The organism is Marinoscillum sp. (genome assembly GCF_965229915.1).
Classification (GTDB): Bacteria; Bacteroidota; Bacteroidia; order Cytophagales; family Cyclobacteriaceae; genus Marinoscillum.
Map to the genome: position 1 here is coordinate 562,994 of NZ_CBDDJZ010000002.1, position 16,256 is coordinate 579,249.

The 16,256-nt window shown below is 40.3% G+C and carries 15 protein-coding genes; 14 read left to right on the forward strand and 1 reads right to left on the reverse strand.

What is annotated here, in order from left to right; genetic code table 11:
- The 14 genes from ACO067_RS24415 (at window position 1) to ACO067_RS24480 (ending at window position 9,838) form a co-directional block, all read left to right on the forward strand.
- Window positions 1-1,779, forward strand: a complete 1,779-nt coding sequence (locus ACO067_RS24415) for an efflux RND transporter periplasmic adaptor subunit (RefSeq protein WP_421879723.1) — start codon at window positions 1-3, stop codon at window positions 1,777-1,779.
- A gap of 139 nt (window positions 1,780-1,918) precedes the next feature.
- Window positions 1,919-2,536 (forward strand): DUF3347 domain-containing protein, encoded by a 618-nt coding sequence (locus ACO067_RS24420; protein ID WP_210758739.1) that lies wholly within the window; start codon window positions 1,919-1,921, stop codon window positions 2,534-2,536.
- Entirely contained in the window at window positions 2,533-2,994 is a 462-nt protein-coding gene (locus ACO067_RS24425) for a heme-binding domain-containing protein (protein WP_014022302.1), read from the forward strand. Before ACO067_RS24420 ends, ACO067_RS24425 begins: the two co-directional genes overlap by 4 nt.
- 22 nt (window positions 2,995-3,016) lie before the next feature.
- Complete coding sequence (locus ACO067_RS24430) at window positions 3,017-3,436, forward strand: hypothetical protein (protein WP_421879726.1); 420 nt, start codon at window positions 3,017-3,019, stop codon at window positions 3,434-3,436.
- Window positions 3,437-3,453: 17 nt separating this feature from the next.
- Entirely contained in the window at window positions 3,454-4,056 is a 603-nt protein-coding gene (locus tag ACO067_RS24435) for a sigma-70 family RNA polymerase sigma factor (protein ID WP_421879729.1), read from the forward strand.
- A 124-nt stretch (window positions 4,057-4,180) separates the two neighbouring features.
- Window positions 4,181-4,426, forward strand: coding sequence for a thioredoxin family protein (locus ACO067_RS24440; protein ID WP_225573212.1), 246 nt, complete (start codon window positions 4,181-4,183; stop codon window positions 4,424-4,426).
- 1 nt (window position 4,427) lies between these two features.
- On the forward strand, window positions 4,428-5,402 hold the full coding sequence (locus ACO067_RS24445; protein ID WP_421879732.1) for a permease: 975 nt from the start codon (window positions 4,428-4,430) through the stop codon (window positions 5,400-5,402).
- Between the two features lie 3 nt (window positions 5,403-5,405).
- On the forward strand, window positions 5,406-5,684 hold the full coding sequence (locus ACO067_RS24450; protein ID WP_421879735.1) for a mercuric transporter MerT family protein: 279 nt from the start codon (window positions 5,406-5,408) through the stop codon (window positions 5,682-5,684).
- Window positions 5,685-5,694: 10 nt separating this feature from the next.
- Window positions 5,695-6,117: a hypothetical protein gene (locus tag ACO067_RS24455; protein ID WP_421879738.1), complete on the forward strand. Its 423-nt coding sequence runs from the start codon at window positions 5,695-5,697 to the stop codon at window positions 6,115-6,117.
- Window positions 6,118-7,134: 1,017 nt separating this feature from the next.
- On the forward strand, window positions 7,135-7,503 hold the full coding sequence (locus ACO067_RS24460; protein WP_115869564.1) for an ArsR/SmtB family transcription factor: 369 nt from the start codon (window positions 7,135-7,137) through the stop codon (window positions 7,501-7,503).
- A complete protein-coding gene (gene merTP / locus ACO067_RS24465) occupies window positions 7,500-8,108 on the forward strand; it encodes a mercuric transport protein MerTP (protein ID WP_222583274.1) in 609 nt (202 codons plus the stop codon). Before ACO067_RS24460 ends, merTP begins: the two co-directional genes overlap by 4 nt.
- Entirely contained in the window at window positions 8,105-8,323 is a 219-nt protein-coding gene (locus ACO067_RS24470; protein ID WP_014022306.1) for a GDCCVxC domain-containing (seleno)protein, read from the forward strand. Before merTP ends, ACO067_RS24470 begins: the two co-directional genes overlap by 4 nt.
- A gap of 260 nt (window positions 8,324-8,583) precedes the next feature.
- Window positions 8,584-9,018 (forward strand): DUF6943 family protein, encoded by a 435-nt coding sequence (locus ACO067_RS24475; RefSeq protein ID WP_201921706.1) that lies wholly within the window; start codon window positions 8,584-8,586, stop codon window positions 9,016-9,018.
- A gap of 178 nt (window positions 9,019-9,196) precedes the next feature.
- Window positions 9,197-9,838, forward strand: coding sequence for a DUF6266 family protein (locus tag ACO067_RS24480; protein WP_421879743.1), 642 nt, complete (start codon window positions 9,197-9,199; stop codon window positions 9,836-9,838).
- Between the two features lie 251 nt (window positions 9,839-10,089).
- Here ACO067_RS24480 and ACO067_RS24485 read toward each other — a convergent pair whose 3' ends face one another.
- Window positions 10,090-16,215: a T9SS type A sorting domain-containing protein gene (locus ACO067_RS24485; protein WP_421879747.1), complete on the reverse strand. Its 6,126-nt coding sequence runs from the start codon at window positions 16,213-16,215 to the stop codon at window positions 10,090-10,092.
- Window positions 16,216-16,256: the final 41 nt, after the last annotated feature.

A 16,256-nucleotide genomic window follows, 5' to 3' on the forward strand; every position in this document is an offset into this window, starting at 1 on the left:
ATGAAAAATACAAATAAAACAACAGTAATTATCGCCATAAGCACATTAGCAATCGGCTTGCTACTTGGCTGGATAATTTTTGGAAGATCCAATGAAAACCAAACGAATGAACATAACCATTCAACAACTGCTGAATCTGAAACTATCTGGACATGTTCAATGCATCCTCAAATCCGTCAAAACGAACCTGGTGATTGTCCGCTTTGTGGTATGGACTTGATTCCTTTGGAATCCACAGATGGTGAATTAGACCCTATGGCAGTGAGCATGTCACCAACTGCCATGCAGTTGGCACAGATTCAAACTATGGTGGTTAATAAGGGTAAGGCTGATAAATCAATTCGTCTAAATGGAAAAGTACAGGCAGATGAACGTTTGCTATCTACCCAATCTTCACACATCCCAGGCAGGATTGAAAAGCTTTCAGTCAATTTTACAGGAGAATTTGTGTCGGCAGGTCAGGTTTTGGCAAATGTGTATTCCCCTGAATTGGTGACTGCACAAGAAGAATTGTTTGAAGCCAAAAAAATAAAAGAAACACAGCCTGCATTGTTTAATGCTGCCAAAGAAAAATTGAAAAACTGGAAACTCTCAGACAAACAGATTGATCAGATAGTCAAATCAAATAAGACCATAGAACAGTTTCCAATTCTCGCCAATGTTTCAGGATATGTAACTAAAAAAATGGTCAATCTGGGTGACTATATCAAACAAGGGGAAGCCTTATATGAAATAGCGGACTTATCTAAAGTATGGGTGCTTTTTGATGTGTATGAGACAGATATGACTTGGATAAACAAAGGTGATGCGGTGATATACACAGTGCAATCAATACCTGGTAAAACATTTAAAGGAAAAATTAGCTACATCGATCCTGTTATCGATCCAAAGACCAGAGTGGCAAAAGCAAGACTTGAAGCAACAAACAAAGGTTTAATGCTCAAACCAGAAATGTTCACAACTGGAACGATAGAAGCAAAAACCAATACCAATTATACATCCTTAACTGTCCCTAAAACTGCTGTAATGTGGACGGGCAAACGCTCTGTAGTTTATGTGATGCAAATGTCAGCTCAAGGTGTAAGTTTCATCATGCGAGAAGTTACTTTGGGTCCAGAATTAGGTGAAAGTTATGTGATTGAAGATGGCTTGCAGCCTGGTGAAGAAATTGCAATCAATGGTACCTTCAGTATTGATGCAGCAGCACAATTAGCAGGCAAACCAAGTATGATGAACCCGGAAGGTGGTGTAGCCATGACTGGCCACAACCATGGGGGAAATACCAATTCAAATATGGAAAAAATGCCTGTTTCATCTAAGAAAACAACAATATCAGAGGATGCCAAAAAGTCTTTACAACCACTTTTTGACAACTACTTCAAATTGAAGATTGCATTGGCCAGTGATGATTTTGAAAAAGCAAAAGCATCGGGCGTGGCGATGAACAACTCCTTAGGAAAGATTGATATGAACCTTTTTAAAGGAGATGCACACTCTTTATGGATGCAACAGTCAACTGCGTTGAAAACAGTTTTACAGCACATCGAGCATCTTGGTGACATCAAAGCCATTCGAGAAAAGTTCATCAGCATATCCAATTCAATGATAGCAACAGCAGAATCTTTTGATCCAATATCCACTGCTATTTATGTTCAGCATTGTCCAATGGCAGACTCTAACAAAGGAGCAGATTGGTTGAGTCTGGATAAAGAAATTCAAAATCCTTATTTCGGAGAGTCAATGCTTTCTTGTGGCGAAAACACCAAAACAATAAAATGAAAGAGTGTTGCAAAACTGGAGACAATGCACCTCCCTCAAAATTTAAAAAATGGGCTTCCAGAATAATATGGGGTATCATATCCTTCATCGTTCTTGGCTTATCACTAATTCAAATGTTTAACTTCTAAATTTTAATACAATGAAAAAATCAAATTCAATCTTAACACTCGCTTTATTAGCAGGTATCTCATTTTCATTAATTGCATGTGCCAATAAAAAATCTACCGATCATGAAAATGGAAATGGTGTCCATGATCATAGTGCCATGAATCATAAAGCAGAGGATGAAATGTCAGATGGTTCAGTTGTGGAAACGAGTGAAAATAAGTCCATTTCTCAATTAATCGATCAATACCTGGTAATTAAAAATGCCCTGGTTCAAGACGATTCAAGAGCGGCTGCCAGCGCAGGTCAAAAACTTGCAGAAACGTCTTCAAGTATAGACCTTAACACTTTTGAAGCATCCAAGCAGTCCGAGATTAAGGAAATATTGGAAGTAGTAAAAGAACATGGTGAACACATTGCAAAAAGCGAAATAGCTCATCAACGTGAGCATTTTGAAGGCATGGCAAAAGATTTCATGGACTTGCTTGCAATCACAGGAACGGACAGAACACTTTATCAACAGTATTGCCCGATGTACGACAAGGGAAAAGGGGGTAGTTGGCTGAGTGATTCTCAAGAGATCAAAAACCCATTGTTTGGCAGCAAAATGCTGACTTGTGGTTCGGTGAAAGAAACCATTTCAATGAAATGAAAAAATGGCTTAAATTATCTCTATGGATAGTTTTAATTGTGTTGGTGGGGATTCAATTTGTCCCCGTCCAACGCAATGAAATAGAACCAGTTACCAATGCTGATTTTATTGAGCATTACGAGTCTCCAGTTGTCATTGGAAATATTATCCGAGCATCCTGTTATGATTGCCATAGCAACCAAACCAAATACCCATGGTACAGTAATGTTCAACCTATAGGCTTTCTTTTACAGAATCATATTTCAGAAGGAAAATCTGAATTAAACCTATCAGAATTTGGTCTTCTATCAAATCGTATGAAACGGACAAAACTAAAATCAATTCTAAGTCAAATTGATAACGATAAAATGCCAATGCCATCCTACCTATTTCTTCATTCAGAAGCCAAACTGGATTCGCTAAAAAAAACTCTTTTGGTTAGTTACTTTGATTCAATATTAGTTGATATTGATAGGTGAAAAAAAAACTTTGTTTTTTATAATGGAAAAATCTGTATTCAAAATATCACAAATGGATTGCCCTTCTGAGGAACAAATGATTCGGATGAAATTGGATGGAATAAACGAAATCAAACAACTTGAATTTGAGATACCTCAAAGGAAACTAACCATATTTCACATTGGCAATACTACGGAAATTGAAAGGATATTAGCAGAACTAAAATTAGGTTCAAAACTAATATCAAACACACAATCACAGGTAGTAATTGATGTAGAATCAGACCCAAGCAACCAACGAAAAATCCTTTGGACTGTTCTTATCATCAATTTTGTCTTTTTTGTTCTTGAAATGCTATTCGGCTTGATTTCTAAATCTATGGGGTTGGTTGCAGAAATGCTACCACATTTTGACGGTAACGAAATACCCGAATTTGGAAAAGATAACCTTTGGTTTTTGTAGTATTAATTATAAATAAAATGAATAACAATCAAAGAAAAAATAAAGAATGTTGTAACATCAATGAGGTAGTACAAGAATTTTATGAATTCTTGAAAGCTTATATCATAAAGAAAACAAACGATATAAACCTTGCTGAAGATATTGTTCAAGAGGTGATGCTCAAATTGGTAGAGTCTCATAAAAAAAACATAGAAGTTAATAATATCAAAGCTTGGTTGTTTCAAGTAACTCGTAATACCATTGCAGATTATTACAATAAAAACAAGATTGAATTTAATTTTGATGAAGAATGGAAAGAAAATAGTATTTCTAGTGATACAGTTTCTTCCATTTTAGAGTCTGATTTTATCATCCCTATGATTGGTTTGCTGCCAGAAAAATATGCGAAGCCATTACTTCTAAGCGATATTGAAAATATTGCTCAAAAAGAGATTGCTATACAACTTAACCTTGGTTTATCCGCAACAAAAATGAGAATCCAGCGAGGTAGAGAAAAATTAAAGACCCTATTTATAGAATGTTGTGATATTCAATATGACAAATCAGGTAATTTTTCGTCGTGCACAATAAAACCTCACTGTACACCATTACAAGAAATAGAAAAAAAAATAACTAATTAACCATTGATACATAGTTGGTTATAAGTAACCTCTCAAAAAAATACTTTTTTTTGTTCCTAAAAATGTGTCTTTTTTAAAAGATTTCAGACTTCGTAATAAAGTTTAATCATTAAAAACATTTATTATGAACACTGAAGTTAAAATTTTACACTCTTCTTGTTGTGCAAAAGGTTCCCCTATTAAGGAACAATTAGAAAAATTAGCACAAGAAAACAATCTGTCAATTACTATTGAGGAACTGTCAGAAATGCAAGACACTATGGTCTATGGTACAATGTCTTTTCCTTCATTAGTAATTAACGGTAAGGTTCACGCTTATAAATCATTTAATTCTGATGCAGAACTTCTTGCAGCACTAAAAGCAGCATAATATGGAGAAGTTGACAGAATTATTATCTAGTTTTTCAGACTATATAGTGTTTGAATTATTAGGTTTAGACCAATCAGGGCTGTTTGCAACAGCCCTTCAATACTTTATTGCCACGTTTATTTTAATAGCTTTTTTGGTTGTGATAGTAACCTACGTTATGGGTATCATCACCAGTTATTTACCAATGGATAAAATACGTGACTATTTAGAACGCAATAAAAAATCAGGTTTAGGAAACATATTAGCCTCTTTGTTGGGAGCTATTACCCCTTTTTGTTCGTGCTCATCAATTCCATTATTTGTAGGAATGATGCAAGCTAGAATTCCATTGGGTATTGCATTATCTTTCTTAATAACCTCACCTTTAGTAAACGAAATAGCTATTGTATTATTTTGGGTGTCTTATGGTTGGAAGGTTACTGTAATTTATATTTTATCTGGTATTGTTTTAGGTGTTATAGGTGGGATTATTCTTGATAAAATGGGAATGTCAGCTCATATTGCAGAATGGTTAAAACAATTGCATTCTAAAACTGAAAAAACTATTGAAGATAAAAGGTCTTTAAAACAGAAGTTTCCAGAAATACATAAAGAAGCCTTAAGTACATTAAAAAAATTAGTGCCATACATCTTTATTGGTATTGGAATAGGTTCTTTTATTCACGGTTATGTGCCTCAATCCTTTTTTGAGACATACATTTCTAAATCCAACCCTTTTGCAGTTCCTATAGCTGTTATTATGGGAATACCACTTTATATAGATGCTGTAGGTGTCTTACCAGTGGTAGAGGCTTTGGTGGATAAAGGTGTACCATTAGGTACGGCTATTGCCTTTATGATGGGGTCTATTGGTTTATCACTTCCTGAAGCTTTACTCTTAAAAAAAGTAATGCAGAAAAAATTAATCATTGCTTTCTTTTCGGTTATCGGGTTAGGAATGATTATTTCTGGTTATGTTTTTAATTTATTATTTTGATTTTTGAAATCAATTTTATCATCCATAAGTGCTGTATTTGTAGCATTAGTCGCTTGCACTTGTTGTGTTGGTCCATTAATGGCTTTTGCAGGAATGTTAGGAGCAAGTGTTTCTCAATTGGTATGGCTAGCAACAATAAAACCGTATCTGATAGCATTCAGTTTAATAGCAGTTTCTTACAATTTATATAGAGCATATTTCCCTAAAAAAGAACAAGCTTGCTGCACCATAGAAACTCAAGAAACAATAAGTAAACTAGATACTAATACCAGAAGAAATTGACGGTCGTTACTTGTTTAATCAAGCTAATGAAAAGTACCTTAAGAAAAAGAATACTTCAAATACTTTACAAGTTTCTTTGAGTGATATTGTACAAGTTGAAAGTGTGAAAGAAGGATTAACACGTAATGTATTTAAAGATTATCGTCCATTTTTCTCATTCTATAAAAATGGAGTTATTTGGCAAAATGGTAGTAAAGAAGCTTTTGATGCCATTATATGGTGTACTGGTTTCAGGCCTTATTTGAACCATTTAAAAAAATTAAATATTATTGTAAATGATAAAGTTATAACAAAAAATACGCGAGCAGTTAAAGAATCAAATTTATGGTTAGTGGGTTATGGTAATTGGACAGGTTTTGCTTCAGCAACCATTTATGGCGTTGGTAAAACTGCAAAAATTACAGCAAAAGAAATAATTAATTCATTGTCATAACTCCCCATTTGCTTACAGTAGGTACTTTTCGTTCGCTCGTACCTCACTTACTACAATTACCCACTTCCTGCAACGCTCAGCAAGAGAAGACCTTCATTACTTTCCGTTGCACTACAATCCATTCCGTCCTGCACTTGCTTTTCCCTACGCACATCCAAACGCAGGTAAAGCGGTGTTCGTCAATCGTTCCGTTTTGTTCCGCAAAAACATATCTGCAAGGGTAAAATGAACTCCCTTCGGTCGCCCTTGCATATACCGTTCACTTACCAGTTCGTTTGCGCTCCAGTAGGTGCTCACTCACTGCCGTTCACTTGTTTTGCTTCACACACTCTCTCCTTCCTCACTCGCAGCTATTTCATCCCCCCAAACCCTTTCTATGGTGTTCGCTACACTCACAATGTTTTTTATTGGGGGTCTGTCGCTGCTTAGTGTTAATGCTCGCCTGCGGGTCGCTGCGGGCTGATCGGGCTGTCATGCTTTTTGCAGTTAATCCAGTGCCTACAGTAGCTTCATTTCAGTCTCTCGTTCCTCTTTCCTTGCATTCAGCCACTTTCAGCACCCCACACAAGAGTAGCTCATTCATTTCACTCAACGAGCCGACACAGTTCCATTTCGCAATCCGTCTGTTATGCCTTCAATTAGTATTTGGTGGATTAATTATGATGTCAAATACTCCACCACTAATAACCGCCAGTAATTGCTCCACTCCATCCAACAAATCGTTTCGTTCCGTTCAATCGCTACCCTTGCCTTTCCCGACCCTAAAGCAAAAAATCACGCCAGCCCTGCCGTAAACGGTAGCTGTCTGCCGCCCTCATTCTTCGGGCTTTTGCAGCCACCACCCTTGCTCCACTCGCAGGCGGCTCGCATAAATGGCTACGCCTTAGTTTACCTGCGTTCACACAGCAATTACATTTAAGCATGTCAATGACTCTTGTATTTAAGTATTTGCTTAAACATTAAACTAAATTTCTTTTCTTTGCGTTTATTTAAGTAATCACTTAAATACGATTCATTATGACCAAAACATGTATTAGAGTTTATGCTGATGAAAAACAGATCAAGCAGTGTAAGCAAGACATTGAAAAAGTAGGTGATGCAGTAAACCGAATAGCAAGGGCACTTAACCTTGCTGGCAATGAGGTACGACTAAAAATTCTGTTTCTATTGGACAAGGAATCCAAAATGTGTCCATGTGATCTAAGTGATATTCTGGGCATGACAGTTCCTGCCATTTCTCAGCATTTGAGAAAGCTAAAAGATGCGGGACTGGTTGAAACAAACAAAGTAGGACAAACAATATTCTACTCTATTTCCGAATCAAACGACCTCATACTGAATCCAATATTAGGGTTATTAACACCAGAAAAAGAATCAACAATATGACGAATAAGAAATCAAGCTCATTAGTAATGACAAGTGTACTGACCGCTATTAGTGCATCACTTTGTTGCATTACCCCAGTGTTGGCACTACTTGCAGGATCAAGCGGAGTAGCCGCAACATTTTCTTGGTTAGAACCTTTTCGACCTTGGTTGATTGGAATAACTGTAGTCGTTTTAGCTTTTGCATGGTATCAGAAATTGAGACCAAGAACTGAGGAAGAAATTGCTTGTAATTGTGATGAGGACAAACCTTCTTTTTGGCATTCAAAGAAATTCCTTGGTATAGTGACGGTATTTGCAGCGATCATGCTTGCATTCCCTTATTACTCGGATGCCTTTTACCCTGAAACCAAACTATCAGTATCAGATAATGTCAATCTCGAATCAACCTACGAAATCAAAATTACTGGAATGACCTGCACGGGATGTGAAGAACATGTGAAACTTGAAATTGGAAAACTACCTGGCATTTCTGGTTTAGAGGTTTCTTATGAAAAAGCGAATGCAGTGGTAACTTTTGATGAATCTAAAACAGACATTGAGAAAGTAAAATCGGCTGTTGACAAAACAGGTTACAAAGTAGAATCAGTAAACAAATCAAAATGAGTGAAGTAGTTCTTAAATCAACAATTACTTGTCCTAAGTGTGGACATCAAAAAGAAGAAACCATGCCAACAGATGCATGTCAGTATTTCTATGAATGCGAAAACTGTAAAGAAGTACTTAAACCCATACAAGGTGATTGTTGCGTTTATTGCTCTTATGGTACAGTAGCTTGCCCACCAATCCAAGAAGGTGGTAAAAGTTCATGTTGTGGGTAAATCAGACAATCAAAATAAAGAGAGCAGCAAAGTTAGGTGGGTTCGCACATGCCCACCGCACAACCGGATTGCCAAGGTCAAGCCCTACGGGTTTTGATAAAAATCTCCACCCTACGGGTAGTATTTTTCCCAAAAACCTTGTCAACCGTGCCACACCCACCTTTTCAAGAGCTTTCTCTTTTCTTTTTTTCCCTTTTTTCTTTTCTCTTTTGAAAATGTCTGTGCGAAGCGCAGCGAGCATAATTCTAATGGCTTGCTATATGAAATCGTTTCGCTTGAAAACACACAGACTAGGAACCACCTACAACAAACCCCATTTCTTTATCCTGAATAAAGGATTGAACAGTGGTAAACCACTCAATACACCATGCCCGAATTGTTTTGTTTGTATTGTTGAAAATGAAGCAGATAGGGAATTTTTATACTGGCTATGCTTCGGACTGTGGAGGTCTAAGTCATTCCATTTCTATTTGAAAGGCTCGGTGATTCCATTCATAACTATTGACGAGATCCGAAAGGTTATAAGAGAAAGTGAAGTCAAAGCAAGCACCAAAGAGAAGGCATTTGAAAAGTCGATTCAGGCACTAAAACTATTGGATGTCAACGAGCAAAAAATCAAGCTCACCTTAAAAATGATAGATACTGCCAGGCAGTCAATATTCCACAACCTAATGAAGGAAACAGGGGCAGGATAGCTTCTTGATCTGACAAAAGAACAGGGCAACAAAGGCAAAATAAAGCACACCAAAGCAACAGCACCTAAGAATGAATCTTCGCCTGTTTCTTGTAGTATTTTAGATGGTGAAGGGCAAATCCATGGTAAGTCCGTGTCAAGTCCAAGCAAATGTTTAATCCTTTAAAAATCGTAAAAAGATGGGAAAAATTAATCAAGGTATTCTCGGTGGTGTCTCCGGACAGGTTGGGAATGTAATCGGTGGAACTTGGAAGGGCATCGATTACCTAAGAATCAAACCTTCCAGTGTAGCGAACCCAAGAACTGAAGGTCAAGTTGACCAGCGTTCAAAGTTCTCAATTGTATTGAAGTTCTTGCAGCCAATGACTGACTTCCTTAGAGTTGGTTTTAAGCAGTATGCCAACAAGATGACCCAATTCAATGCGGCCATGTCATACAACCTGAATAATGCCATTACAGGAGCTTACCCCAACTTCATGGTAGACTATGCAAGTGCATTGGTTACAAGAGGCAACTTGACTGGTTCTGCGAATGGTGCAGCTTCTTCTCCAAGTGCTGGAAACGTAGAAGCTACCTGGACAGACAATTCAGGAAGTGGTAGTGCTCAAGCAACGGACAAAGCTCTGATTGCTCTTTTGAATACCACTAGAGGTGAGGCAGTTTTCACAACTGCGGGACCAGCAAGATCAGTTGGTACAGCAACCATTCCAGTGCCTTCTGAGTACTCAGGAGAAGACGTTGAAGTATTCTTAGGGTTTGTATCAGAAGACGGAACTAAAGTTGCTAACAGCTCTTATTTAGGCTCTGTAACAGTTGCGTAAAGCGATTGGTGTTTTCGATAAAAACCGCTTCCTTTGTGAGGCGGTTTTTTTATGTCCACTCTGCTCCATTTTTCCTTTCTTATCCCTTATTTTGCTATTAATCAGCTATTTCTGTTGCTAATTCGTTTCTACTACTTTAGCAACATGCTGATATACAGTAAGTTAAATTAATATCAAATATTCTGTATCGGAAAGTAGTTTAAACAACTTTCAGTGTATTAGAAAACATGGGTTTGAATAATTTATTTTCCTCATTTCACAATTATCTTCCCTCTACTGATCCGCTCTCCTTGTGAATAGGAGATAAAGTAAGTTCCAGAACTTAGACTACTGATATCGATACGATCATTAGTATAATATCCAATAAGAACGATTTTCCCTTGGAGATTATATATTCGAAAATTAGACCCTATTGTGATATTAGAAATACTTATGAAACCGGTTGAAGGGTTAGGATGTATTAACAACTCATTATTAATAATACCAAGAGCTTCTTCCTCATCTACATCTGTTACGGTGATGGTAACCTCCTGGGTGGTCGCGTTCCCTACATCATCGGTAGCGATTACATCTACCAAATAACTGTTGTCCATATCTACATCTTCTGGACTCTCATAGTCTGGAGCGGTCGTGAAGCTCAGCTCATCGGTGCTCAAGGTAAACATGCTCTCATCCTTGCTACTTCCAAGGCTGAAGGTGACCGACTCATTCGCTGTGGCTGTATAGATCGTTCCCGTTTGGTTCTCTAAAACGGAGATGCTCGATGTGGAAGTAATCGTCGGGGCAATCTCATCTATATCTGTTACGGTGATGGTAACCTCCTGGGTGGTTGCGTTCCCTGCATCATCGGTAGCGATTACATCTACCAAATAACTGTTGTCCATATCTACATCTTCTGGACTCTCATAGTCTGGAGCGGTCGTGAAGCTCAGCTCATCGGTGCTCAAGGTAAACATGCTCTCATCCTTGCTACTTCCAAGGCTGAAGGTGACCGACTCATTCGCTGTGGCTGTATAGATCGTTCCCGTTTGGTTCTCTAAAACGGAGATGCTCGATGTGGAAGTAATCGTCGGGGCAATCTCATCTACATCTGTTACGGTGATGGTAACCTCCTGGGTGGTCGCGTTCCCTGCATCATCGGTAGCGATTACATCTACCAAATAACTGTTGTCCGTATCTACATCTTCTGGACTCTCATAGTCTGGAGCGGTCGTGAAGCTCAGCTCATCGGTGCTCAAGGTAAACATGCTCTCATCCTTGCTACTTCCAAGGCTGAAGGTGACCGACTCATTCGCTGTGGCTGTATAGATCGTTCCCGTTTGGTTCTCTAAAACGGAGATGCTCGATGTGGAAGTAATCGTCGGGGCAATCTCATCTACATCTGTTACGGTGATGGTAACCTCCTGGGTGGTCGCGTTCCCTGCATCATCGGTAGCGATTACATCTACCAAATAACTGTTGTCCGTATCTACATCTTCTGGACTCTCATAGTCTGGAGCGGTCGTGAAGCTCAGCTCATCGGTGCTCAAGGTAAACATGCTCTCATCCTTGCTACTTCCAAGGCTGAAGGTGACCGACTCATTCGCTGTGGCTGTATAGATCGTTCCCGTTTGGTTCTCTAAAACGGAGATGCTCGATGTGGAAGTAATCGTCGGGGCAATCTCATCTACATCTGTTACGGTGATGGTAACCTCCTGGGTGGTCGCGTTCCCTGCATCATCGGTAGCGATTACATCTACCAAATAACTGTTGTCCGTATCTACATCTTCTGGACTCTCATAGTCTGGAGCGGTCGTGAAGCTCAGCTCATCGGTGCTCAAGGTAAACATGCTCTCATCCTTGCTACTTCCAAGGCTGAAGGTGACCGACTCATTCGCTGTGGCTGTATAGATCGTTCCCGTTTGGTTCTCTAAAACGGAGATGCTCGATGTGGAAGTAATCGTCGGGGCAATCTCATCTACATCTGTTACGGTGATGGTAACCTCCTGGGTGGTCGCGTTCCCTGCATCATCGGTAGCGATTACATCTACCAAATAACTGTTGTCCGTATCTACATCTTCTGGACTCTCATAGTCTGGAGCGGTCGTGAAGCTCAGCTCATCGGTGCTCAAGGTAAACATGCTCTCATCCTTGCTACTTCCAAGGCTGAAGGTGACCGACTCATTCGCTGTGGCTGTATAGATCGTTCCCGTTTGGTTCTCTAAAACGGAGATGCTCGATGTGGAAGTAATCGTCGGGGCAATCTCATCTACATCTGTTACGGTGATGGTAACCTCCTGGGTGGTCGCGTTCCTTGCATCATCGGTAGCGATTACATCTACCAAATAACTGTTGTCCATATCTACATCTTCTGGACTCTCATAGTCTGGAGCGGTCGTGAAGCTCAGCTCATCGGTGCTCAAGGTAAACATGCTCTCATCCTTGCTACTTCCAAGGCTGAAGGTGACCGACTCATTCGCTGTGGCTGTATAGATCGTTCCCGTTTGGTTCTCTAAAACGGAGATGCTCGATGTGGAAGTAATCGTCGGGGCAATCTCATCTATATCTGTTACGGTGATGGTAACCTCCTGGGTGGTTGCGTTCCCTGCATCATCGGTAGCGATTACATCTACCAAATAACTGTTGTCCATATCTACATCTTCTGGACTCTCATAGTCTGGAGCGGTCGTGAAGCTCAGCTCATCGGTGCTCAAGGTAAACATGCTCTCATCCTTGCTACTTCCAAGGCTGAAGGTGACCGACTCATTCGCTGTGGCTGTATAGATCGTTCCCGTTTGGTTCTCTAAAACGGAGATGCTCGATGTGGAAGTAATCGTCGGGGCAATCTCATCTACATCTGTTACGGTGATGGTAACCTCCTGGGTGGTCGCGTTCCCTGCATCATCGGTAGCGATTACATCTACCAAATAACTGTTGTCCGTATCTACATCTTCTGGACTCTCATAGTCTGGAGCGGTCGTGAAGCTCAGCTCATCGGTGCTCAAGGTAAACATGCTCTCATCCTTGCTACTTCCAAGGCTGAAGGTGACCGACTCATTCGCTGTGGCTGTATAGATCGTTCCCGTTTGGTTCTCTAAAACGGAGATGCTCGATGTGGAAGTAATCGTCGGGGCAATCTCATCTACATCTGTTACGGTGATGGTAACCTCCTGGGTGGTCGCGTTCCCTGCATCATCGGTAGCGATTACATCTACCAAATAACTGTTGTCCGTATCTACATCTTCTGGACTCTCATAGTCTGGAGCGGTCGTGAAGCTCAGCTCATCGGTGCTCAAGGTAAACATGCTCTCATCCTTGCTACTTCCAAGGCTGAAGGTGACCGACTCATTCGCTGTGGCTGTATAGATCGTTCCCGTTTGGTTCTCTAAAACGGAGATGCTCGATGTGGAAGTAATCGTCGGGGCAATCTCATCTACAATATTGGTTACAGTAATCGTGATGTGACGGGTCACTGCTACATTAACGCCATCATTAGCACTAATCTCAATTTCATAATCATTATTCGTATCATTATCTAACGGATTTTCGAAATCTGGAGCATTTATAAAAGAGATGACTCCTGTTGTGGTATTAATATTGAATAAACTCTGATCGGCCCCACCTGATAACGCGTAGCTTACCCCTGTGTCAACTTCCCCTCCATCACCATTGTTAGCGTCCACGTCTATTACAGCTTCTTCACTATTTTCAATAAAGACTGTAGAAGTTGTTGTCAAAAAAATCGGAGGTAGATTGTAACTGATCTCAAAAAAATCATTTAAGTAGCCCTGTCGTCCAAGTCTATCAACTCCATATCCTCCAAACAGCAATAGATTGTCTTTACCTAAAATCCCACCTTGTCTAGCTCCGGGAATAGGAGTTGATGAAGTCATGCCTGAAGTCTCATAAATCCCTGGAGAACTTGTTGTTTTGCTACCAGAAATCCAAATCCAATTGGTACCATCCCATTTCCATAAATCGTTTAAATAACTACGCGATCCGAAACCGTCGTAACCATAACCACCAAAAAGCCATAGATTTCCCGAGGAATCAATCCAGGAGAGTGAGTGCTCCCGAGCACCTGGGGCATTAGCAGAGGCAGCTTCCCCTTTGCTGCCGTAAATCCCGGATGTATTAATCGACTTACTCCCTGACATCCAAGTCCAATTCGTTCCATCCCACTTCCACAGGTCGTTCAAATGTCCTCCGGAACCAGATTCGCCATAACCCTGACCTCCAAAAAGCCATAAATTACCAGTATCATCAATCCATATCATAGAACCGGTATGTCCTCCCGGCATGTTTGTGGAAGCGGCTACTCCTTGGTCTCCATAATTTCCATATTGGTTTATCGAATTACTCCCAGAAATCCAGGTCCAATTTGTTCCATCCCATTTCCACAAGTCATTTAAATATCCAACTCCGCTATCGTTGCGACCAAAGCCACCAAAAAGCCATAAATTCCCTGAATCGTCTGTCCATGATGAACTGCCTAGTCGTGCACCAGGGACATTAGTAGCAGAAGAAACTCCCACATCACCATAATCTCCAGGTTGATCTGCAGAACTATTTCCTGAAACCCAAACCCAATTGGTTCCATCCCATTTCCATAAATCATTTAACCTATTGAATGAACCCGTGCCATCATATCCTTGGCCCCCAAAAAACCATAGGTTTCCAGAGTCATCCATCCATGATATCGATGCATGCCGGCTTCCAGGCACATTTGATGATGCTGAAACCCCTTTATCGCCATATGTACCGTACTCGTTTCTAGAACTGCTCCCTGAAACCCAGGTCCAGTTGGTTCCATCCCATTTCCATAGATCATTTAGAGAACCTGACGAGCCAAAACCATCATACCCCTGCCCTCCAAAAAGCCATAAATTCCCTGACTCATCTGTCCATGAAAGAGAAAATTGTCGAGCTCCAGGTAAATTGACTTCAGAAGCAACCCCCTTAGTACCATAAATACCAGCTGAGTTGATTAAACTACTTCCTGAAATCCAGGTCCAATCAGTACCATCCCACTTCCATAGGCTATTTAAATAACTGGGAGTTCCAGAATCATCGAAACCATAGCCTCCAAATACCAGTAAATCTCCTTCTGCATTCACTCCTGTCACAACTTCATGTACCCCACCAAGAGCATTGGTAGATGCCTTTACGCCTTTCTCACCATAGGTACCACTTTCATTCCTTGAACTATTTCCTGAAATCCAAGTCCAATTGATCCCATCCCATTTCCATAGATCATTAAGGTACCCTGCTGAGAAGCTTTCGTCATACCCATTACCTCCGATTATGTATAAATTACCCTCCATGTCAACCCAAGTAGCTCCGTTTACTCGTGCCCCTGGCACATTTGACGCTGCTACCTCGCCCTGAACACCATAATTACCCGTTGCATTTCTAGAATCACTTCCAGAAACCCAGGTCCAATTGGTACCGTCCCATTTCCATAAATCATTGATATATCCAGCAGAACCCGAAGCGTCATAGGCATATCCACCAAAAAGCCATAAATTGTTAGAATCATCAATCCAAGACATAGCCCGATTCCTCGCTCCCGGTAGATTTGTGGATGACGGTGTTCCTTTCACGCCATAGTCTCCGAATCCATCAATCGAATTGTTACCTGATATCCACGTCCAATTAGTACCATCCCATTTCCATAAATCGTTCAAATAACTACGAGAGCCAGCCCCATCATAACCATAACCACCAAAAAGCCATAGATCTCCAGAGGAATCAATCCATGAGACAGAGCTCTCCCGAGCTCCAGGGATATTGGTGGAGTTGGGAATTCCCTTACTGCCATAATTTCCAGATGAATTGACGGTATGACTACCTGAAACCCAAGTCCAGTTTATTCCATCCCACATCCACAGATCATTTAGCCATGAATAAGCACCAGTAGCATCATATCCATTACCTCCGAAAAGCCAAAAATTACCAGCTGTATCAAACCAGGAAATGGACCCTTGGCGAGCGCCTGGCACATTTGTAGCTGATGCCACACCCTGAATACCATAACTACCAGATGAATTAACGGAATTACTACCTGAAACCCAGGTCCAGTTTGTTCCATCCCATTTCCATAGATCATTTAAGTTTCCAAGTGTTCCCAAGCTATCATATCCATAGCCTCCAAAGACCCAAAGATTTCCTGTGTTATCCGTCCATGAGATGGACTTCTGTCTAGCTCCAGGCATATTAATTGAGTTGGTAATTCCCTTTTCTCCATAGTTCGGGACAGTAACGGGAGAGACTGCATCGCTACCACCTATCCATGTAAACTCTGGCACCTGAGCTGAAGATGCGAAGATTAAACAAAAAAAATAAGCAGTCGCGAAAAGCCTTTTCCCTGTTATTTGGAAATAAAGATTGATAATCATTAGGTGGATTTTTGGTGATGGACTTGTTTGAATAGAATTCT

Coding starts and splice junctions, on each gene's coding strand:
- ACO067_RS24485 (WP_421879747.1), bottom strand. CDS start 16,215: ATGATTATCAATCTTTATTTCCAAATAACAGGGAAAAGGCTTTTCGCG.
- ACO067_RS24460 (WP_115869564.1), top strand. CDS start 7,135: ATGACCAAAACATGTATTAGAGTTTATGCTGATGAAAAACAGATCAAG.
- ACO067_RS24420 (WP_210758739.1), top strand. CDS start 1,919: ATGAAAAAATCAAATTCAATCTTAACACTCGCTTTATTAGCAGGTATC.
- ACO067_RS24430 (WP_421879726.1), top strand. CDS start 3,017: ATGGAAAAATCTGTATTCAAAATATCACAAATGGATTGCCCTTCTGAG.
- ACO067_RS24415 (WP_421879723.1), top strand. CDS start 1: ATGAAAAATACAAATAAAACAACAGTAATTATCGCCATAAGCACATTA.
- ACO067_RS24445 (WP_421879732.1), top strand. CDS start 4,428: ATGGAGAAGTTGACAGAATTATTATCTAGTTTTTCAGACTATATAGTG.
- ACO067_RS24470 (WP_014022306.1), top strand. CDS start 8,105: ATGAGTGAAGTAGTTCTTAAATCAACAATTACTTGTCCTAAGTGTGGA.
- ACO067_RS24480 (WP_421879743.1), top strand. CDS start 9,197: ATGGGAAAAATTAATCAAGGTATTCTCGGTGGTGTCTCCGGACAGGTT.
- ACO067_RS24425 (WP_014022302.1), top strand. CDS start 2,533: ATGAAAAAATGGCTTAAATTATCTCTATGGATAGTTTTAATTGTGTTG.
- merTP (WP_222583274.1), top strand. CDS start 7,500: ATGACGAATAAGAAATCAAGCTCATTAGTAATGACAAGTGTACTGACC.
- ACO067_RS24440 (WP_225573212.1), top strand. CDS start 4,181: ATGAACACTGAAGTTAAAATTTTACACTCTTCTTGTTGTGCAAAAGGT.
- ACO067_RS24435 (WP_421879729.1), top strand. CDS start 3,454: ATGAATAACAATCAAAGAAAAAATAAAGAATGTTGTAACATCAATGAG.
- ACO067_RS24475 (WP_201921706.1), top strand. CDS start 8,584: ATGAAATCGTTTCGCTTGAAAACACACAGACTAGGAACCACCTACAAC.